This window comes from Pseudoxanthomonas sp. 134C1 (assembly GCF_057773065.1).
The window spans coordinates 39,174-59,642 of record NZ_JBYMTH010000011.1; the positions used below are offsets into that span (position 1 = coordinate 39,174).

At 66.9% G+C, this 20,469-nt stretch carries 17 protein-coding genes; 11 read left to right on the forward strand and 6 right to left on the reverse strand.

From position 1 onward, the window contains the following. Positions 1-66 precede the first annotated feature (66 nt). A complete protein-coding gene (gene cysS, locus AC3DEZ_RS17390) occupies positions 67-1,446 on the reverse strand; it encodes a cysteine--tRNA ligase (RefSeq protein WP_488389356.1) in 1,380 nt (459 codons plus the stop codon). Between the two features lie 143 nt (positions 1,447-1,589). On the opposite strand from cysS, the gene AC3DEZ_RS17395 reads away from it, so the two are divergent. The 11 genes from AC3DEZ_RS17395 (at position 1,590) to AC3DEZ_RS17445 (ending at position 12,964) form a co-directional block, all read left to right on the forward strand. Further along, positions 1,590-2,114, forward strand: a complete 525-nt coding sequence (locus AC3DEZ_RS17395; protein ID WP_488389357.1) for a hypothetical protein — start codon at positions 1,590-1,592, stop codon at positions 2,112-2,114. A 242-nt stretch (positions 2,115-2,356) separates the two neighbouring features. Beyond that, complete coding sequence (locus AC3DEZ_RS17400; protein WP_488389358.1) at positions 2,357-3,370, forward strand: N-acetylornithine carbamoyltransferase; 1,014 nt, start codon at positions 2,357-2,359, stop codon at positions 3,368-3,370. 67 nt (positions 3,371-3,437) lie between these two features. Then, a complete protein-coding gene (locus AC3DEZ_RS17405) occupies positions 3,438-4,679 on the forward strand; it encodes an argininosuccinate synthase (RefSeq protein ID WP_488389359.1) in 1,242 nt (413 codons plus the stop codon). Between the two features lie 223 nt (positions 4,680-4,902). Beyond that, positions 4,903-5,988: an acetylornithine deacetylase gene (locus tag AC3DEZ_RS17410; protein WP_488389360.1), complete on the forward strand. Its 1,086-nt coding sequence runs from the start codon at positions 4,903-4,905 to the stop codon at positions 5,986-5,988. Positions 5,989-6,006: 18 nt separating this feature from the next. Then, a complete protein-coding gene (locus tag AC3DEZ_RS17415) occupies positions 6,007-7,323 on the forward strand; it encodes an acetylglutamate kinase (RefSeq protein ID WP_488389361.1) in 1,317 nt (438 codons plus the stop codon). Between the two features lies 1 nt (position 7,324). Next, positions 7,325-7,942 (forward strand): GNAT family N-acetyltransferase, encoded by a 618-nt coding sequence (locus AC3DEZ_RS17420; RefSeq protein WP_488389362.1) that lies wholly within the window; start codon positions 7,325-7,327, stop codon positions 7,940-7,942. Continuing rightward, positions 7,939-8,916 carry an N-acetyl-gamma-glutamyl-phosphate reductase gene (gene argC / locus AC3DEZ_RS17425; protein WP_488389363.1) on the forward strand — a complete coding sequence of 326 codons (978 nt, stop codon included), beginning with the start codon at positions 7,939-7,941 and terminating at the stop codon, positions 8,914-8,916. The genes AC3DEZ_RS17420 and argC overlap by 4 nt, the downstream gene beginning before the upstream one ends. Beyond that, positions 8,913-10,211 carry an argininosuccinate lyase gene (gene argH, locus AC3DEZ_RS17430; protein ID WP_488389364.1) on the forward strand — a complete coding sequence of 433 codons (1,299 nt, stop codon included), beginning with the start codon at positions 8,913-8,915 and terminating at the stop codon, positions 10,209-10,211. The genes argC and argH overlap by 4 nt, the downstream gene beginning before the upstream one ends. Positions 10,212-10,243: 32 nt before the next feature. Then, positions 10,244-10,504: a YciI family protein gene (locus tag AC3DEZ_RS17435; protein WP_488389365.1), complete on the forward strand. Its 261-nt coding sequence runs from the start codon at positions 10,244-10,246 to the stop codon at positions 10,502-10,504. 22 nt (positions 10,505-10,526) lie between these two features. After that, positions 10,527-11,669, forward strand: coding sequence for a glutamate 5-kinase (proB, locus tag AC3DEZ_RS17440; protein WP_488389366.1), 1,143 nt, complete (start codon positions 10,527-10,529; stop codon positions 11,667-11,669). Between the two features lie 35 nt (positions 11,670-11,704). Continuing rightward, positions 11,705-12,964, forward strand: coding sequence for a glutamate-5-semialdehyde dehydrogenase (locus AC3DEZ_RS17445; RefSeq protein ID WP_488389367.1), 1,260 nt, complete (start codon positions 11,705-11,707; stop codon positions 12,962-12,964). Between the two features lie 95 nt (positions 12,965-13,059). On the opposite strand, the gene AC3DEZ_RS17450 is transcribed toward AC3DEZ_RS17445, so the two are convergent. From AC3DEZ_RS17450 to pgaA, 5 genes are all read right to left on the reverse strand, one after another. Then, on the reverse strand, positions 13,060-14,337 hold the full coding sequence (locus tag AC3DEZ_RS17450) for a CynX/NimT family MFS transporter (protein ID WP_488389368.1): 1,278 nt from the start codon (positions 14,335-14,337) through the stop codon (positions 13,060-13,062). Between the two features lie 93 nt (positions 14,338-14,430). After that, positions 14,431-14,898, reverse strand: a complete 468-nt coding sequence (pgaD, locus tag AC3DEZ_RS17455; RefSeq protein WP_488389369.1) for a poly-beta-1,6-N-acetyl-D-glucosamine biosynthesis protein PgaD — start codon at positions 14,896-14,898, stop codon at positions 14,431-14,433. Further along, on the reverse strand, positions 14,895-16,142 hold the full coding sequence (gene pgaC / locus AC3DEZ_RS17460) for a poly-beta-1,6-N-acetyl-D-glucosamine synthase (RefSeq protein ID WP_488389370.1): 1,248 nt from the start codon (positions 16,140-16,142) through the stop codon (positions 14,895-14,897). Before pgaC ends, pgaD begins: the two co-directional genes overlap by 4 nt. A gap of 2 nt (positions 16,143-16,144) precedes the next feature. Then, a complete protein-coding gene (gene pgaB, locus AC3DEZ_RS17465) occupies positions 16,145-18,016 on the reverse strand; it encodes a poly-beta-1,6-N-acetyl-D-glucosamine N-deacetylase PgaB (RefSeq protein ID WP_488389371.1) in 1,872 nt (623 codons plus the stop codon). Beyond that, the gene (gene pgaA / locus AC3DEZ_RS17470) at positions 18,016-20,040 is read right to left on the reverse strand and encodes a poly-beta-1,6 N-acetyl-D-glucosamine export porin PgaA (RefSeq protein ID WP_488389372.1); all 2,025 of its coding nucleotides are present in this window, start codon (positions 20,038-20,040) and stop codon (positions 18,016-18,018) included. Before pgaA ends, pgaB begins: the two co-directional genes overlap by 1 nt. Between the last annotated feature and the right edge of the window lie 429 nt (positions 20,041-20,469).

The window sequence follows — 20,469 nt, forward strand, 5'->3', positions numbered from 1 at the left end:
AGGGAGGTGGCGGCGCTCATTGGCCGCCTGTCCCGGCGCGATCATGCGCCGGGGTGGAGGGAGGGCTCAGGCCCGCTTCCAGCGGACGCCCTGCGGAGTATCTTCCAGCAGGATGCCTTCGTTGGCGAGCTGATCGCGGATCGCGTCGGAACGGGCGAAGTCGCGCGCCTGCTTGGCCGCCGCGCGCTCCTCGATCAGAGCCTGGATGCGCGCATCGTCGTCGTTGGAGGCGCCGCGTCCGAACCATTCGGCCGGGTCCTGTTGCAGCAGTCCCAGCGCGAATCCCGCGCCGACCAGCTCGGCGCGCAGCCGTGTCCGCTCGGCAGGCGAGGTGGCCTTGCGTGCGTCGGCGGCGATGCGGGCGATTTCGGCAAGCGCCAACGGGGTATTGAGATCGTCGTCGAGCGCGGCCTCGATCGTGGCCGGAATCGCCTCCGACGCGGAAGCCGGCGCATCGGCGTCCTGCAGATCGCGCAGGGTGCCGTACAGGCGATCCAGGGTCCGCACGGACTGTTCGATCAACGCATCCGACCAGTCCAGCGGCTGCCGGTAGTGCGCCGACAGCAGGGCGTAGCGCAGCGCCTCCGGCGGATGCTGTTCCAGCAGATCATGGACGCGCTCGATGTTGCCCAGCGACTTGCTCATCTTGGCGCCGCCGAAGTTGAGCATGCCGTTGTGCAGCCAGAATCGTGCGAAGGTCTTGCCGCCGTGGGCGCATTCGCTCTGCGCGATCTCGTTCTCATGATGCGGGAACTGCAGATCCACGCCGCCGGCATGGATGTCGATGGTCTGGCCCAGATGCGCGGCGGCCATCGCCGAGCACTCGATGTGCCAGCCTGGCCGGCCGCGGCCCCAGGGGGATTCCCAGCCCGGCAGCTCGTCGCTGGAGGGTTTCCACAGGACGAAATCGCCGGGATCCCGCTTGTAGGGCGCCACATCGACGCGCGCACCGGCCAGCATTTCCTCCGGATCCCGGCGCGATAGCTTGCCGTAGCCCGGAAACGAGGACACCGCGAACAACACGTGGCCCTCGGCCGCGTAGGCGTGTCCACCGGCGATCAGCTCCATGATCATCGTGATGATGTGGGGAATGTGCGCGGTGGCTTCCGGTTCGATGTCCGGCGGGGCGACGCCCAGCCGCGCCATGTCCTGCCGGTAGGCGGCGGCGAAACGGTCGGTGATGGCGCTGATCGGTACGCCCTGTTCCTGGGCGGCGGCGTTGATCTTGTCGTCCACGTCGGTGATGTTGCGGGCATAGCGCAGCGCGCCATGGCGCCGCCGCAGCAGGGCCGCCAGCACCCCGAACACGACCGGACCGCGGGCGTTGCCGATGTGGACGTAGTTGTAGACCGTGGGCCCGCACACATAGAGAGTGGGGCAGGCGGGGTCGAGGGGAACGAAGTCCTCGACCCGGCGGGTGAGGTTGTTGTGGAGGCGCAGGCTCATCAGGCTGGGGCGTGGGGAAGCCCGGTGATTCTACAGCCTGACGGGGCCGGGGACGGCCGCCGGCCGGGCGCAGGGGGATGGTTCAGCCCCTCTCCAGCCTGGTCGCCTACACTATCGCGCAGGGATTTCCACCAACGGGTCGCATGGGTCGTTTCCGTCATTGCTTGCTGCCACTGCTGATGTTGCCGGTCGCCATGGGTGCGATGGCGCAGGAGCGTGTGGTCCAGGCGGAGAACGTTCGGCTCGACTACGCCCAGGTGCTCAACGTCGAGCCGGTCTACCAGACCCTGCGCGCCAGCCGGACCGAGGAAGTCTGCGACGAGCTTCCCACGCTGCCGACCACCACGGTTCATCCGACCCGGGAACAGAGCCGCTGGGCGCGGTTCCTGGACTCCATCAAGGGCGTGTTCTCCGGCGACGACGAGGCCAAGGCGGAAGAAGCCGACGCGCAGGCCGGCCAGTCCACCGAACCGGCCCGGCTCAATTGCCGCAGCGTGCCGGTGGAGCGCGAGTTCCGCCGCCCCATCGCCTACGACGTGGACTACGTTTACAAGGGCACCAAGTACCGCTCCCGCCTGGCTGAGGATCCCGGCAACCGGCTCCGGATCCGGATTTCGGTGATGCCCTACGTGCCGACCGTGCCCCCGGTCGAAGCCCCCGCGCCCTGAGCCTTGCGCTGCGCCGCAGCACGTGCGAGGATTCGCCCCCTATGAAGATGAACGCACACGCCCATGCTGACAGCGCGGCCCGCCAGGCCTCGGGCATGACCTCGCGCGCGCGTCGACCGGAATCCTGCTCCTAGCTGGGTCGCCGGACGTTTTCGCCTGTCTTGACGGAACCCAGCCAGAGGCTGGGTTTTTTCGTTTTCCGCCCCCGAATTTCCGCAACATTCCCGAACCAGGATGCCTTGATGAAGCACTTCTTGAACACGCAGGACTGGAGCCGCGCCGAACTGGATGCCCTGCTGGCCCAGGCCGCGCGATACAAGCAGGACAAGGTGGGCGATGCGCTGAAAGGCAAGTCGATCGCGCTGGTGTTCTTCAATCCCTCGATGCGCACCCGCACCAGCTTCGAACTGGGCGCGTTCCAGTTGGGCGGACACGCGGTGGTCCTGCAGCCGGGCAAGGACGCGTGGCCGATCGAATTCAACCTGGGCACGGTGATGGACGGCGACACCGAGGAGCACATCGCCGAGGTGGCGAAGGTGCTGGGCCGCTACGTCGACCTGATCGGCGTGCGCGCGTTCCCGAAGTTCGTGGATTGGGCCCATGACCGCCAGGATCTCGTGCTGAAGTCGTTCGCCAGGTACTCGCCGGTGCCGGTGATCAACATGGAAACGATCACCCATCCCTGCCAGGAACTGGCGCATGCGATGGCCCTGCAGGAGCACTTCGGCACCACCGACCTGCGCGGCAAGAAGTTCGTGCTGACCTGGACCTACCATCCGAAGCCGCTGAACACCGCCGTGGCCAATTCGGCGCTGACCATCGCCACCCGCCTGGGCATGGACGTCACCCTGCTGTGCCCGACGCCGGACTACGTGCTGGACGAGCGCTACATGGGTTGGGCCGAGCAGAACGTGGCCGAGAGCGGCGGCTCGCTGGCCGTCAGCCACGACATCGAGAGCGCCTACCGCGGCGCCGACGTGGTCTACGCCAAGAGCTGGGGCGCGTTGCCGTTCTTCGGCAACTGGGAGCCGGAAAAGCCGATCCGCGACCAGTACAAGCACTTCATCGTCGACGAAGCCAAGATGGCGCTGACCAACAACGGCGTGTTCTCGCATTGCCTGCCGCTGCGCCGCAACGTCAAGGCCACCGACGCGGTGATGGATTCGCCGCAGTGCATCGCCATCGACGAGGCCGAGAACCGCCTGCATGTGCAGAAGGCGATCATGGCCGCCCTGATGGGCGGCCGGGATTCGTGATTCGGGATTGGGGATTCGCAAGCGCGAATCCGGCGTCCCTGACCCACTTCAACTGAGAGATACCCCCATGTCGCAACCGAACGCTTCCACGAATCCCCAATCCCCATCCCCCAATCCCGGCTCCAAGGACATCGTCCTCGCCTTCTCCGGCGGCCTCGACACCAGTTTCTGCATTCCCTACCTGCAGGAGCGCGGCTGGGCCGTGCATACCGTGTTCGCCGATACCGGTGGCGTGGATGCCGAGGAGCGCGCCTACATCGAGCAGCGCGCCGCCGAACTGGGCGCGGCCAGCCACGTCACCGTCGATGGTGGCCCGGCGATCTGGAACGGCTTCGTCAAGCCGTTCGTGTGGGCGGGCGAGGGTTACCAGGGCCAGTACCCGCTGCTGGTTTCCGATCGCTACCTGATCGTCGACGCCGCGCTCAAGCGCGCCGCCGAGTTGGGCACCAACGCGATTGCCCACGGCTGCACCGGCATGGGCAACGACCAGGTCCGGTTCGACCTGGCGGTCAAGGCGTCGGGCGACTACCGCATCGTCGCGCCGATCCGCGAAATCCAGAAGGAACACACCCAGACCCGCGCCTACGAACAACAGTACCTGGAAGAGCGCGGCTTCGGCGTGCGCGCCAAGCAGAAGAGCTACACCATCAACGAGAACCTGCTGGGCGTGACCCTGTCCGGCGGCGAGATCGACAAGTGGGAAGCCCCGGGCGAGGGCGCGCGCGGCTGGTGCGCGCCGCGCGGCGAATGGCCGGAGCAGGCCCTGCGCGTGACGGTCGGCTTCAGGCACGGCGAAGCGGTGAGCCTGGACGGCCAGGCGCTGGATGGCGCCCGGCTGCTGGCGAAGTTGAACACGCTGTTCGCTCCGTATGGCGTGGGCCGCGGCATGTACACCGGCGACACCACCATCGGCCTGAAGGGGCGCATCGTGTATGAAGCCCCGGGCCTGATTGCCCTGTTGGCCGCGCACCGCGCGCTGGAGGAGGCGGTGCTGACCAAGCAGCAGAACCGCTTCAAGCCGGAAGTGGCGCGCAAGTGGGTGGAAGTGGTGTACGAAGGTTTCTTCCACGATCCGATCAAGACCGACCTGGAAGCTTTCCTGGCGTCCTCGCAGGCGACCGTCAATGGCGAGGTGGTACTGGAAACCCGTGGCGCCCGCGTCGACGCCGTGGCGGTGAAGTCGCCACACCTGCTCAACGCCAAGGGCGCGACCTACGCCCAGTCGGCCGACTGGGGCGTGGAGGAGGCGGAAGGCTTCATCAAGCTGTTCGGCATGAGCAGCACGCTGTGGGCGGAGATCAACCGCTGATCCACTGACCATCCGGAATACCCGATCCCATCCACCTTGTGTAAAACCCTTCCCGTCATTCCAGCGCAAGCCGGAACCCATCGGCTTCTTGGCAGCATGTGAAGAAGCAATTGCAAAGGGATCCCGGCCTTTGCCGGAATGACGAACGGGGAAGGCCAGCGAGGTGGCAGGGGAGGGATCTCTCCCGAATCCAGAACCATGACCCGTTGCAGAGCGACCCTCCATGCTTGAAAAGGTTCTCCAACATCTGGAACAGCTGGTGTCCCATGACACCCGCAATCCGCCGCGCGCCATCACCACCGGTGGCATCTTCGACTACATCCGCGCGCAGTTGCCGGACTTCAATGTCGAGGTGATCGATCACGGCGCCGGCGCGGTATCGCTGTTCGCGGTGCGCGGCCAGCCGAGGCGGGTGTTCAACGTGCACCTGGATACGGTGCCGTCGTCGCCGGCGTGGACCGCCGATCCGCTGAAGCTGCGGATCGAGGGCGATCGCGTCATCGGCCTGGGCGCCTGCGACATCAAGGGCGCGGCCGCCGCGCTGATCGCCGCCGCGCAGGTCACCTCGGGCGACGCGGCGTTCCTGTTTTCCAGCGACGAGGAAGCCAACGATCCCCGCTGCATCGCCGCGTTCCTCGCCCGTGACCATGGTTTCAGCGAAGCCATCATCGCCGAGCCCACCCAGGGCCAGGCGGTACTCGCGCACCGGGGCATCAGCGCGGTGCGGATGGCGTTCAAGGGACAGGCCGGCCACGCCTCTGCCGAAAACGCGCTGTCACTGAGCGCGCTGCACAACGCGATGCGCTGGGGTACCACCGCGCTGGATCACGTGCAGGCCCAGCACCACCTGCGTTTCGGTGGGCTGACCGGATTCCGCTTCAACATCGGTCGGGTCGAGGGCGGCATCAAGGCCAACATGATCGCGCCCAGCGCCGAGATCCGGTTCGGCTTCCGGCCGCTGCCTTCGCAGGACATGGATGCGCTGCATGCGCAGTTCCGCGCGTTCGCCAATCCCGATGCGCTGGCCGAATACGAAGAGACCTTCCGCGGGCCGTCGCTGCCCTCCGGCGACGTCGCCCGCGCCGAGGAGCGCCGTCTGGCCGCGCGCGATCTGGCCGACGAACTCGGCCTGCCGGTCGGCAACGCGGTGGATTTCTGGACCGAGGCCTCGCTGTTCTCCCAGGCGGGCCTGACCGCGCTGGTGTACGGCCCGGGCGATATCGCCCAGGCCCATACCGCCGACGAGTGGGTCGCGCTGGATCAACTCCAAGACTACGCCGCCACCGTGCAGCGGATTTTCACCGCATAACCGAGACCCGCAGAACCGATGGAATCGAACAAGCAAACCCGGCAGACCATCATCCGGCTGCTCTCCAGCATGGCCAGCGCCAAGGAGATCTCGCAGTACGTCAAGCGCTTCTCGCAGCTGGACGCCAAGCGCTTCGCCGTGGTCAAGGTCGGCGGCGCGGTGCTGCGCGACGATCTGGAGGCGCTGACCTCCTCGCTGACCTTCCTGCAGGAAGTCGGCCTGACCCCGATCGTCGTGCATGGCGCCGGCCCGCAACTGGACGAGGAGATGAACGCCGCCGGCATCGTCAAGCAGACCGTCAACGGCCTGCGGGTGACCACGCCGGAAGTGCTGGCGATCGTGCGCAAGGTGTTCCTGCAGCAGAACCTGGCGCTGGTGGAGGCGCTGCAGCAGGGCGGCGCGCGCGCCACGTCGATCGTTTCGGGCGTGTTCGAGGCCGAGTACAAGGATCAGGCGACCTACGGCCTGGTCGGCGAGGTCACCCGCATCAACCTGGCGCCAATCGAGGCCAGCCTGCACGCCGGCTCCATCCCGGTGATCGCCAGCATGGGCGAGACCATGGGCGGGCAGATCCTCAACATCAACGCCGATTTCGCCGCCAACGAACTGGTGCAGGTACTGCAGCCCTACAAGATCATCTTCCTGACCGGCACCGGCGGCCTGCTGGGCGCCGACGGCAAGGTCATCGACTCGATCAACCTGTCCACCGAATACGACGAACTGATGGCGCAGCCGTGGATCAACGGCGGCATGCGGGTGAAGATCGAGCAGATCAAGGATCTGCTGGACAAGCTGCCGCTGACCTCGTCGGTATCGATCACCAAGCCGGCGGAACTGGCGAAGGAACTGTTCACCCACCGCGGATCGGGCACGCTGGTGCGGCGCGGCGAACGGGTGCTGCGCTTCGATTCCTGGGAAGGCGTGGACCGGGAGCGCCTGCGCGAGCTGATCGAATCGAGCTTCGGGCGTCGTCTGCTGCCCGACTACTTCGAGCACACCACGCCGCATCGCGTCTACATCAGCGAGAACTACCGCACCGCGTTGATCCTGACCCACGAGGATGGCTTCGCCTACCTGGACAAGTTCGCTGTACTGGACGACGCGCAGGGTGAAGGCCTGGGGCGCGCGGTTTGGCACGTGATGCGTGAGGAGAATCCGCAATTGTTCTGGCGTTCGCGGCACAGCAACCCGGTCAATATCTTCTACTACGCCGAATCCGACGGCTGCTACAAGCAGGAGAAGTGGAAAGTGTTCTGGTATGGCATCGAGAGTTTCGACGACATCGAACGCTGCGTGGCGCATTGCCGCACGCGCCAACCGACCCTGGTGGACTGATATGACGATGGACGCTACCGGCCCCTGGCAGCGGGTGCCCCGCCTGGAAGGACGCCATGTCTGCCTGGAACCGTTGCAGCGCGAACACGCGGACGGCCTGCGCGCGGCGCTGGACGGTGATGTGCTGGCCGGCCTGTGGTACACCAACGTGCCGCGCGCGGACGAGGTGGACGCCTATCTCGACGGTGTGTTCGCCACCCAGGCGCAGGGCCGGATCCTGCCGTTCGTGGTGCGCGACGCCGCCGGCGACATTGTCGGCAGCACGCGCTTCTATGATCTGGAACCGGGCGTGCCACGCGTCAGCATCGGCTACACCTGGTACGCGCCGCGCGTGCAGCGCACCGGCCTCAACACCGAGACCAAACTGCTGTTGCTGACCCATGCCTTCGAAACGCTGGGTTGCATCAGCGTGATATTCGAGACCAGCTGGTTCAACCAGCGCTCGCGCGCGGCCATCGCCCGCCTGGGCGCGAAACAGGACGGTGTGCTGCGCAATCATCGACGCCACGCCGACGGCAGTCCGCGCGACACCGTCATCTTCTCCATCCTCGACAACGAATGGCCGGCGGTGAAACGCAACCTGCTTTCGCGCCTGGCCCAGCACGAGTCTTCCCCATGAGCAGCAGAACCGTCGGCATCGTCGGCGCGCGCGGACACACCGGCGCCGAACTGATCAAACTGATAGATCGCCACCCGCATCTGGAACTGGCCTTCGTGTCCTCGCGCGAGCTGGACGGACAGAAAGTGAGCGACCACATCGCCGGTTTCTCCGGTGATCTGCGCTACGAGAACCTGAGCCACGAGCAGGTGGGCGGCAAGGGCGCCGACGCGGTGATCCTGGCGCTGCCCAACGGCAAGGCGGCCGAACTGGTCGCCGCCATCGACGCGCAGGCACCGGAAACGGTGGTGGTCGACCTGTCCGCCGACTACCGCTTCAATTCCGACTGGTACTACGGCCTGCCGGAGCTGACCCGAGGCGACTACGCCGGGCAGAAGCGCATCAGCAATCCCGGCTGCTACGCCACCGCCATGCAACTGGCGATCGCGCCGGTACTGGACCAACTGGCCGGTCCGCCGCAATGCTTCGGCGTTTCCGGCTACTCCGGCGCCGGCACCACCCCGTCGGACAAGAACAACGTCGAACTGCTGCGCGACAACCTGATGCCGTACGCGCTGACCGACCACATGCATGAGCGCGAGGTCAGCCGGCACCTGGGCGTGCCGGTTGAGTTCATGCCGCACGTGGCGCCGCATTTCCGTGGCATCACCATGACCGTCAATCTGTACCTGCAGCAGGCGGTCAGGCTGGACGACATGCGCGGCCTGTACCGGCAGCGCTACGCCGGTGAGCCGCTGATCCGCGTCATCGACGACGCGCCGTGGGTGAGCCGCATCGCCGGCCGGCACGGCGTGGAGCTCGGCGGGTTCACCCTGGCGCCCGGAGGCAAGCGCATGGTGGTGGTGGCGACCCTGGACAACCTGCTGAAAGGCGCGGCGACCCAGGCGATGCAGAACCTCAACCTGGCGTTCGGTTTCGACGAGCTGGAGGGCATCCCGATGGATGCGGTGCATTCCGAGGAGGGCGTGGCATGAGCGACCTGTTGTGGCAGAAACCGGGTGTCACCGTCGACGCCGAGATCCAGCGATTCCTGGCCGGCGATGATGTGCTGCTCGACCGCGAATTCTTCCTGCACGACATCCAGGCCAGCACCGCGCACGCGGAAGGGCTGCAGCACATCGGCATCCTGTCGGCGGAAGAGCTGGCCGGGCTGAAACGCGAACTGGCCGTGCTGGCCGACGACTTCCGCGCCGGGCGCTTCGTCCTGGACGAACACTATGAGGATGGACATTCCGCCATCGAGGCGCGCCTGACCGATCGCCTGGGCGACGCCGGCCGCAAGATCCACACCGGCCGCAGCCGCAACGATCAGATCCTGGTCGCCACCCGCCTGTGGCTGAAGGAAAAACTGGCGCGCACGGCCTCGCTGTGTCGCGAAGTGGCGAAAGTCGCGCTGGACCGCGCGGTGGCCGAGCAATCACTGCCGTTGCCCGGCTACACGCACATCCAGCGGGCGGTGGTGTCGTCGGCAGGCATGTGGTGGGCCGGCTGGACCGAAGCGTTCATCGACAACGCCATCCGCGCACGCGACACCCTCAGGCTGGTCGATGCCAATCCTCTCGGCACCGCGGCCGGCTATGGCGTGAACCTGAAGCTGGACCGCGAACACACCACCGCCGCGCTCGGCTTCGAGCGCATGCAGGTCAGCCCGGTCTACGCGCAGCTCTCGCGCGGAAAGTTCGAGATGGCCGCGCTGGAAGCGCTCGGCGCGGCCACCCTGGACCTGCGCCGGATTGCCTGGGACCTTTCGCTGTTCACCAGCGCGGAGTTCGGCTTCGTCGCGCTGCCGGCGCAGTACACCACCGGCAGTTCGATCATGCCGAACAAGCGCAATCCCGACGTGATCGAACTGATGCGCGCCACCCACGCCAGCGTGGCGGCGGCACGCATCGAAATCGAACAACTGCTGTCGCTGCCGTCGGGCTACCACCGCGACCTGCAGGCCAGCAAGGGTGCGATCTTCCATGGTTTCAGCCGCGGCCTGCCGGCGCTGGAACTGTTGCCCGCGCTGCTGGCGAACCTGGAGTGGCGCGAGGATCGCCTGCGCGCGGCAATCGATTCGGGCATGTATGCCACCGACGTGGCGGTGGAAGCCGCCGTGGCGGGCATTCCCTTCCGTGAGGCCTACAAGGCCGCGGCGGCGGCGGCGGACACCGCCGGGCAGGGACGTACTCCGGAAGGCAGCCTGGACGCGCGGGTGTCGCCGGGAGCCGCCGCCGATCTGCGGCTGGACATGCTGCGCCAGCGGCTGGATGCGCTGGAGGACTGAGCCATGTGGCCGACTGACACGGAGAACGCCGCATGAAGACGCGCTACCTGGTGATGGCGATGCGGACACCGGCGTTCCGTGATGACGTCATCGCACCCCATCATGCGTTCCTCGACGGCCTGCGCGAAGCGGGCCTGCTCGAAATGACCGGTGGTTTCAGCGATCGCAGTGGCGGCGCCTATCTGCTGGCGGGCGTGGCATCGCTGGAGGAAGCACGTGCGATCACCGCTCGTGATCCGCTGGCCCTCACCGGCAGTTCCCTCCTCACCGTGCACGAATGGAACATCCGTTGAAGAAGCCGCCGCCGAGTCCGACATGAGCCACGCCGCCAATCCCTTCGCCGAACAGACCCTGCCGACGTGGAAGCGCGCGGTGCTCAAGGTCGGCAGCAGCCTGCTGGCCAACGAAGGCGAGGGATTGAGCCCGCGGCATGCGCTCAACCTCGCGCAGTTCGTGTCTTCCAGCCTGCTGGCCGGGCGCGAAGTGGTGATCGTGTCCTCCGGCGCGGTCGCCGCGGGACGCGGACTGCTGCATCGCAAGCCCTCCGCCGGCGTCGCGATGGCCGAGCGGCAGGCGCTGGCCGCGCTCGGGCAGGCGCAGCTGATCGGCCTGTGGCAGCGATTTTTCGAACGTCCGGTCGCACAGGTGCTGCTGACCCATGACGATCTGCGCAACCGCAGACGCTATCTCAATGCACGCGCAACCCTGCAGGAATTGCTGGCGCTGGGAGCGCTGCCGGTGATCAACGAGAACGACACTGTCTCGGTGGACGAACTGAAACTGGGCGACAACGACAACCTGGCCGCGGTGGTGGCCGCACTGGTCGATGCCGATGCGCTGCTCATCGCCACCGACATCGATGGTTTCTATTCGGCCAACCCGCGCACGCACGCGGATGCCCGGCCCATCCTCGACGTGGAAGCGCTGACCCCCGCGTTCTTCGCCATGGCCGGCGGCGCCGGCAGCGGCGTGGGTACCGGTGGCATGCACACCAAGCTGGAAGCCGCGGCCAAGGCGGCGGCGGCGGGCATCGAGACGTTCCTGTTCAATGGCACCCGCGCCGAGACGCTGTCCGCGCTGGCGGCCGGGCGCCTGCACGGCACCCGCTTCCGCCCGGCCCAGAACCGTCTCGCCGCGCGCAAGTACTGGTTGCGCAATGTGCCGGTGGAAACCGGCGCGATCCTGGTCGATGCGGGTGCCGCCGGCGCGGTGCGCGAGCGTGGCGCTTCGCTGCTGCCGGGTGGCGTGGTCGGCGCCGAGGGCGATTTCCGGCGCGGCGACATGGTTGAAGTCCGCCTGCGTGAAGGCGGCGACGACTGCATCGCACGCGGCGTCAGCCAGTATTCGGCCATCGATATCCGCCGCATCGCCCGCCGGCACTCGCGCGAGATTGAGGCCATACTCGGCTACAGCTACGGCGAGAACGTCGTGCATCGCGACGATCTGGTCGTGCTGTAGAACCGCAACCGGACACAGGAACGGAACAGGACACGATGAGCGACATCCAGCAACAGGCCCTGCAGTGCCGCGATGCTTCGCAGGCCATCGCCCAACTCTCCACCGCCTCCAAGAATGCCCTGCTGCGGGCGATGGCCGATGCGTTGGAGGCGGGCCGTGAAACCATCCTCGCCGCCAACGCGCGCGACATGGAAGCGGCCGCCGCCAAGGGCACCACCGGCGCGATGCTGGACCGGCTGAAGCTGGACGACAAACGCCTTGCCGGGATTGCCGCCGCCGTGCGCGAAGTGGCGGAACTGCCGGATCCGGTCGGTCAGGTCACCCGTGAGGAAACCCGTCCCAATGGCATCCGCATCCAGCGCGTGCGCGTGCCGCTCGGGGTGGTGGCGATGATCTACGAGGCGCGCCCCAACGTCACCGCGGACGCGGCGGCGCTGTGCCTGAAGGCGGGCAATGGCGTGATCCTGCGGGGCGGTTCCGAGGCCATCCATTCCAACACGGCAATCGCGGCGGCGCTGCGCGGGGCCCTGCGTGCGCAGGGGCTGCCGGAGGCGGCGCTGACCCTGGTCGAGGACCTGCGCCGGGAAACCATGGTCGAGCTGCTGCAGCTCAACGACGTGATCGATCTGGCGATTCCGCGCGGCGGGGAAGGGCTGATCCGGTTCGTCGCCGAACACGCGCGGGTACCGGTGATCAAGCACTACAAAGGCGTCTGCCATCTGTTCGTGGACGCCGATGCGGATCCGCGACTGGCCCTGCGCCTGCTGCTCGACGGCAAGGCATCGCGGCCCGGCGTCTGCAACGCACTCGAAACCCTGCTCGTGCACCGTGACATCGCGTCGACCTTCCTGCCGTCCGCGGCGGAAGCGCTGCGCGGACGCGGTGTGCAGCTGCGCGCGGACGACACTGCCCGGAGCTGGATGCCGGAAGCGGTGGCGGCCACCGAGGACGACTATGCCGCCGAGTTCCTGGATCTGGTCCTAGCGGTGCGGGTGGTGGACGATCTGGAGCAGGCGATCGAGCACATCCGCCGTTTCGGCTCCGATCACACCGAGGTGATCGCGACCCGCGACGCCGGTCATGCCGAGCGGTTCGTGCAGGCGCTGCGTTCGGCGGTAGTCATGGTCAATGCCTCATCGCGCTTCAGCGACGGCGGCGAACTCGGCCTGGGCGCGGAAATCGGCATTTCCACCACGCGCCTGCATGCCTACGGCCCGATGGGCGCCGAGTCGCTGACGGTCGAACGCTTCGTTGTCCGCGGCGAAGGCCAGGTCCGCCACCCCGACCTGCTGTAAGGCGGAACCGCGGGCTTCGGATCGAAAGAGCAGCCGAGCAAACTCGGCTCTACGCTTTCACCAATCCCGAATCCCGAATCACGAATCCCGGCCCCTCACCACGTATCCTCCAGGAAACGCGGCTTGCAGGCCAGATAACCACCCACCAGCAGCACGCCGATGCACAGCACCAGGAAACCGAACGGCCACGACCAGCCGTGGGTATGCTCATGCAGCAAGCCGAACATCAGCGGACCCAGGCAGGACAGCGAGTAGCCCACGCCCTGCATGAAGCCCGACAGTGACGCGGACCCGGCCGGCGTGCGGGTGCGCAGATTGATCATCGTCAACGCGAGCGGGAAAGTACTGGGTCCCATGCCCAGCAGCGCGACCCACAGCGCGGGCGCGGCCATCGGCGCCCACAACAGGCCGGCGAAGGCGACGGCGTAGAACAATGCGCAGGCCAGCACCACCGTGTACGGATTGCGCATCCGCACCGCCAGCGCGGGCATGGTCAACGATGCGACCAGCCCGAGCGCGGAGAACAGGCCGACCATGGTGCCGCCCAGCGCTTCGCTGCCGCCGGCCTCGATCAGCAGTTTGGGCAGCCAGGTGAACATCGAATACGTCACCAGCGAGGTCATGCCGAACATCAGCGCCATGCCCCAGGCCACCGGCGAACGCCAGACCCGGCCGCGTACCGGCGGCGGGGACAGTTCCGGTGCCTCGTCGGCGGTGGTGACGGCCTGATCGTGGACCTGCGCCATCGGCGTATCGTGGCGCCGTTCGATCCACAGCACGCCGATCCACGGCAGCGCCGCGGCGGCCGCGAACAGCGACCACAGGCCCAGGGAGACCTGCCAGCTGCTCGCCGCCATCACCGGCACCGCCAGCAGTGCCGGCAGGATCGTGCCGGCCTGCAGCACGGTGATGTAGAGGGTGCTGACGGTCCCCACCCGATCGGCGAAGTAGCGCTTCACCAGCGGCGGCAACACGATGTTGCCGATGCCCATGCCGGCCAGCGCCACCGCCGATGCCGCCAGCAGCGCGCCGCTGCCGCCGGCCAGGCTGCGCAGCAGCAGGCCGATGGCGGCCAGCGACATCGCCAGCAACGCGGTGCGCTCCAGACCGATGCGGTGCGCGATGCCGGGGGTGAGGACGCCGAACAGGGCGAACGCGGCCGTCGGCAGCATGCCGAACACGCCGGTCATGGTGGCTCCGAAGCCGAACACGTGGCCCAGTTGATCCAGCAACGGGGTCAGCGAGGTCACCGCCGTGCGCAGGTTGAACGCGGACAGCACGATGCCGGCCAGGATCAGGCCACGGCCGGACCAGAGCGATGCGGGAACGGCCAGGGTGCGGGAAGGGGGGGAGGGGTGCTGCGCGGATTTCATCGCGCGCATTATCGCCGATCATGCGTGGACGACGGTGTGCCGCCGTGGCGACACACCGTCCTGAAACATGCTTTTCCGTGGACGTCGTGGTGATCAGCCGGCGCTGCCGACGGCCAGCGCCGGCGTGCTCATCGATTCCGGGATCGCCTTTTCGTTCATGTGCAGCAGGGTGATCTTCGACTGGCCAAGTTGCTGCGCCAACGCCTGGCTCGCGCCCAACCGCTGTGCGACCTCGTCCACACCGACATCCTCCTGCGGACTGCGGCGGTCCTGGCGCGCGAAGCGCCAGCGGTTGTACTCGGCCCAGCCGATCAGCAGCAGCGCGCACAGCGCGGCCATGGCGGGAATGGCGATGATCAGGAACGGCTCCACCTGATGCTGGCGCGTGTACAGCTCGAAGAATGCCGTGCGCACGCCCAGCAGCCACAGCACCAGGGTGACGAGTGGCAGCCAGAGGTAGATGTACAGCCCCCAGAAGGCGGCGGTGACGAAGCCCCAGGCCGCACGCTTGAGGCGCGGCTGGGCATAGGGTTTGCGGATGAGGCGGGAATCGTATTTCATCGGATACCTCGATCAGGACTGACCCACGTGGCGCGCTTGCCACGCCGTTTCAACAGGGTCTTGGGAAGTGCGACCACGGTGGTGAACAGGCTCAGCAGCCAGTACGCCATCGGGTACCAGATCATCCAGAAGTAATTGCGGCCGACCTGGGTTTCGTAACGGCGGTCGATGATGATGCTGCTGGCGAACTGCGCCATGCAGACCATCGCCAGGATGACGCCGTGCCACGAGGGCAGGATGGTGTGCACGTAGAGCGCCGGCGGCATGGCGATGAACTTGCCCAGCGCCCACAGCACGATGATCATCAGCATGGTGTAGGCCCACAGCACGCTGAGCAGGTATTCGAGCAGCACGCCCCACATGCGTCGCTTGCGCCAGCTGAGGAAATCGCGGCCGTGGCGCAGCAGCACTTCCACGCCGCCCTGGGCCCAGCGCAGGCGCTGCCGCCACAGGCCCTTCAGGGTCTCCGGCATCAGGATGAAGCAAAGCGCGTTGGGTTCGTAGCGGATGTCCCAGTGATCCAGCTGCAGGCGCCAGCTGATGTCGATGTCCTCGGTCACCATGTCGTCGGCCCAGTAGCCGATGCGATGCAGGGCGGTGCGGCGGAACGCGCTGATCACCCCCGAGACGGTGAAGATGCGTCCGTACACGCGCTGGGCCCGCTTGATCATGCCGATGATCGAGGAGAACTCGCCGACCTGCAGCCGGCCCAGCAGGGTGGAGCGGTTGCGGATGCGCGGGTTGCCGGTGACCGCGCCCACGCGCGGCCCGGAGGTCAGGTGCCAGACCATCCAGTGCGCGGCGTATTCGTCCAGCAACGCGTCGCCGTCGATGCAGACCAGGTATTCCGACTGCGCGGCGAGCGCACCCATGCGCAGCGCGTTGGCCTTGCCCAGGTTGCGATCCAGATGGATCACCCGCAGCTTGTCATGGCGCTCGGCCATGGCATTGAGTATTTCGGCGGTGTTGTCGCGGCTGCCATCGTTGATGGCGATGACCTCGAAATCGGGATACTTCTGCAGCAGCGCGCTGCCGATGGTTTCCTCCGCGTTCTGGCCCTCGTTGTGGCAGGGAATGAGGATCGAGACTTTCGGGAAGCTTGCCAGCGGTGGCGGGTCCGTGCGCTGGCGCGCGTGGCGCTCGCGACGGAAGTAGTAGTAAAGCCCGCCCGACATCCAGAAAAACGACATGACAATCGGATACAGGAAGGCGAACTCGAACAGTACGACGAGGATCTTGTCCATGATCAGCGCTCCTCGTACGGGAAGCCGCGGGCGGAAATGCCTGCGCGGGCGTCGGGCATGCGGGGAAGGTCGCCGATGAAATCATCCGGATACCAGCCCAGGTGGCGAACGCCCTGCGCCTGCAGGCGCCGGATCAGGGCATTGATGCGCTGGCCGGGAATCGGCGTGCGGGTGTTCCAATCGACGGTCTGCAGTTCGAACAGGGTCTGCGACAGCTGCGGATCCTGCTTGCGCACGGCGGTCACCAGCTGATCCAGCCATTTCTCCGGATGGCGGCTGCCTTCCATCCATGGCATCGCCATCAGCGCGGTGTGGTCGTAGGCGCGGTTGAACAGATCCAGCCGCTGGGCGAACCAGGCCTGGCTCTGCGGTTCCAGCACCGGACGCGCGTACAGGTTGCGCACGGTCTTGAGCTTCGGACGCCAGCGTTCGGCCGCATTCCGCAATTCGAGGGTGAAGTCGATCAGCGCCTGCGTGCGGGCTTCGGTGTTGCCGGGAGCGAGTGCGGGGAGTTCGGTATCACGCAGGTACGCATCGTCGTGGAACAGCAGGCCTTCCATATAGGAAGCGACCGCCAGATCCTCGTAGATGCCGGCAATGACCTTGCGCACGTCCGGGCGGGTGAAGTCCAGGCGCGGGATGCCGTCGGCCTCGCGGCTGGCAATGGCCATGTCCGCCGCCTGCTGCGGCAGCTTGTAGGCCATCACCGGCAACCACGCGAACACCTTGACATGCGCCCGGGTGTACAGCTGCCAGGCGACCCGGTTGTACAGGTCCGCGCGCACCGGCATGAAGCGGTTGGGGAAGTAAAGCGCGTCGGCGGCGCCATCGCCGTCGGGATCGGCGAAGGCCTGCAGGAACACGTGCGATGGACGGATGCGGTTGACCCGCTCGATCAGCAGGTCCAGGTTGCGCGCCTGCTGCTGCGGGTCCGCGTCGTACACCGCGTCCAGATCGATCTGCAGGGCGCGGATGCCCTCGGCCTCGGGGTCGTGGCGCAACTCGTAGGCGAGCTCGGTGACGGTCGGGTTGTCCATCACCAGCAGGCGGGCCAGGCCATGCAGATCCCGGGTCACCGGGGTGCTGGGACCTTCCAGATCGAAGGACACGGACATGCCCAGCGTTCCGGCGATGTCGTTGCTCACGCTGCTGTAGGCGGCGTACGGCCAGACGATGGCGCGCGGCGCCTGGCCCAGGTGCTTGCGGAGCAACTCGGCGCTGGTGGCCAGATCCGAACGCACGCGTTCGCGATAACCAGCCTCTGTTTCGTAACGGCTGGCGGCCGGATCGTAGATGCGGGTGATCGCGGCCGGCGTCTGGTTGCCCTGCGGATTGGACTGCACGCCCTTGTGCAGCGCGTTGGTGTGGCTGGCCATCTCGACCAGGCCGCTGGCCTGCATTTCACGCAGCTGATCCCAGGTCACGAAATCGTCGCGGTTGAACATGCGCGGGCCGTAGTCGATCTCCTGCCCGGCGGGCATGTCGACCCAGCCGGTGATGATCGCGGCGAGGGCCGGATAGTTGTAGGCGCGCAGCAGCGGGAAGGCATGCGTGTACAGGCTGCGCAGGCCGTCGTCGAAGGTCAGCAGCACCGGCTTGGACGGCAGCGGCTTGCCGCCGCGCGAGGCTTCCACCACCTGCGACAGCGATACCGGGTGGTAACCATGGCCGGTCAGCCAGTCCAGGTGCGCGGCGAAGTTCTGGGTGCTGACCGCATAGGCGTCGGCGTCGCCCTTCTTGGCGACATCGTCGCGGATGTCGTGGTAACTCAGCACCAGCAGCGGCTCGGCGGCGCGGGCGGCGAACACCGGCGCCAGCAGCGCCAGCGCGAACAGGCCCAGCAGCAGCCAGGTCGGACGTATGGATTTCATCATCATTCTCCCCACCGCAGTTCGGCATCGAAGCCGAAGCGCTCTTCACGGACGCCGTCGTAGACCGGGCGTGACCAGTTGATGCCGTAGGTCAGGACCCGGCCCAGGCCGAACTGCCATTCATGCTCGTAGCGCAGCGACGGTACCCACGCGGTGCCGAAGCCTTCCTGCCAGTAGCGTCCGGCGGTCGCGGTGAAGCGGTGGCGGAAATGGCGCTCGTACTCGCGCCACACCAGTTGGTCCGCGCGCAGGCCCAGTTCCAGCGTGCCGTCGCGCGAGGGATTGAAGTACGGCGTGTCCTGGCGGCTCGCACGGCTGGCGGATACGCCGGCCAGGCCATCGAGCAGGAAATGCGGACGGGTGAACAGGCGCTGCTGGGCGTCCAGGTTGAGCGCGGTGCGGCGGTTGCCGTCCTCGTAGCGCCAATGGGTCAGTCCACCACGGAACTCGGTGCGTTCGTTGCGTCCGTAGACCAGGCTGACCGCCGCGCTGTCGGCGGTGATGCCTGCGTCGCGCGCCTGCAGCGACGCGTCGGCGTCCTTGCGACGCAGCGAAAGGCGTCCATCGAGCGTGTCGCTGAAGCGCCAGCCCACATCCAGGCCGATGCCGGTCCCGCCGACGCGATCGCTGGAATGGTAGACGCCCAGATGCGTGTCGAGTCGGTCGTAGGCGTAGCGCACGCCCACGCCCTGGCGGCGCTGGTGGATGCGATCACGATCGAAGTCCGCCCAGCGATCGTCGACCGCGGCGGTCAGGCGCCAGCGATCGTCAATCAGCGGCGACTGCACTTCCACACCGTATTCGCCATCGCGGTTGCCGAAAGGCGTGTTGCCGGTGCCGCCACGGCTGCGCGCGCCGGCCACGTAGGCACGCCACTGCCAGCCGCGGTGGTTGCGCCAGAGTTCGTCCATGCGCTGCACGTTCGGCTGATCGCCGTATTCCTTCACCAACAGGTCATGCAGATCGCGGGCTTCATCGTCGCGACGCAGGGTGACCAGCGCTTCCACCTGGCCGACGCGCGCATTGACGTCGCGATCGTCCAGGGTGGAGGCCATGCGGAAGCGTTCCAGCGCGCGCTCCGGCCAGCCGCGAATCATGTAGATCTGGCCGAGCGAGGTCTGCAGGCCGGCATTGTTGGGCCCGATACCGAGCATGTCGGTGATTTCCCGCTCGGCGGTCGGCAGGTCCTCGGAAAAGGCACGCAGCATCGCCAGCGTGCTGTCGGCGTCGGCGCGACGCCAGTTCTGGCTGCCCTGACGGGCGCCCGGCGCGTACAGCCAGGCCGGCTGCGTCTCGCGGTAGGCCTCCAGTTGGCGGATGGCGGTCGTCGGCTTCTCGCTCTCCAGATAGGCGTAGGCCAACTGCATGCGCACGTCGCTGTTGTCGGGATCGGCCGTCAACGCGGCTTCCAGCACCGGCGCGGCGTCGACCGGGCGCTTGAGCGCCATCAGCGAGTCGCCCACCGCGGGGAGGGCATAGGCCGGAACCGTGTCGCCCAGCACCCGATACTCGTCCACGACCTGCTGGTGGCGCCCCATCTTCGACAGCACCAGCAGGCGGTCGTAGCGGATGCGGGTCGGCAGCGCGGGATCGTTGGCAGGCGACAACCGCAGGTAGTCCTCGATGGCCGCATCGGCCACGCGTGCTTCCGCCAGGCGGTTTCGCTCGTTCTCGGGATACGCCTGCGACCACAGGATCAGGCGCGCGAGGTAGTTGGCTTCGAACCGCTCGCGTTGGCCGGCGTCGAACAGGTCCGGTCGCGCGCGGTACATCGTCCAGGCCTGGTAGCTGTTGCCGATGTCGCCCAGGGTCAGGGTGCGCAGGCGGTACAGCTGGTCGTCGTCGGGATGAGTTGACTGCAGGCGTTCGAATACGGCCAGCGCGTTCAACCAGCGCGACTGGTCGCGCAGGCGCGCGGCCTCCTCGAGCGAGGCCGCGTAGTCGGGTTCACCGGAGGCGCTGGCCGGGGATGATGTGGAAGTCTGCGAAGGTGCCGCTGCCAGAACCGGCAGACCGGTCGCACCCATGGCGCATGCAAGCGCCCAAGACAAAGTGGTTCTTTTCAAAGCGTTCCGCCCCTGTAGCTAACAGAAAGGCCTCCGGGGGGAGACCTGCTGGTGGTCCATGATTTGTGATGAGAAGCACAAATCCTGCCAAGTTTGGGAAGCGGTCCGGAGGGGGAACCAAATGGGATGGTTCTGTTAATAATCCATAAATTTATGTGATGTAAATCACTTAATATCTCCATTTCTGAACCCGATTCGCCAATGGAACGGTCGCGAAACGGTGTACTTCCCGGAACCTTCCAAGCTGCGGGGAACTTGCCTGCGGCATCTTCGGGACTCCACGGTAGTTTCGGCCGGCCAGGCGCGGAGCGGGTGGGAAATGACGTTCCCCCGGGACCGTGCAGGCAGGCGTCGGGGGCTAAAAGTGACCATTTGTGTCACTAAATAGTG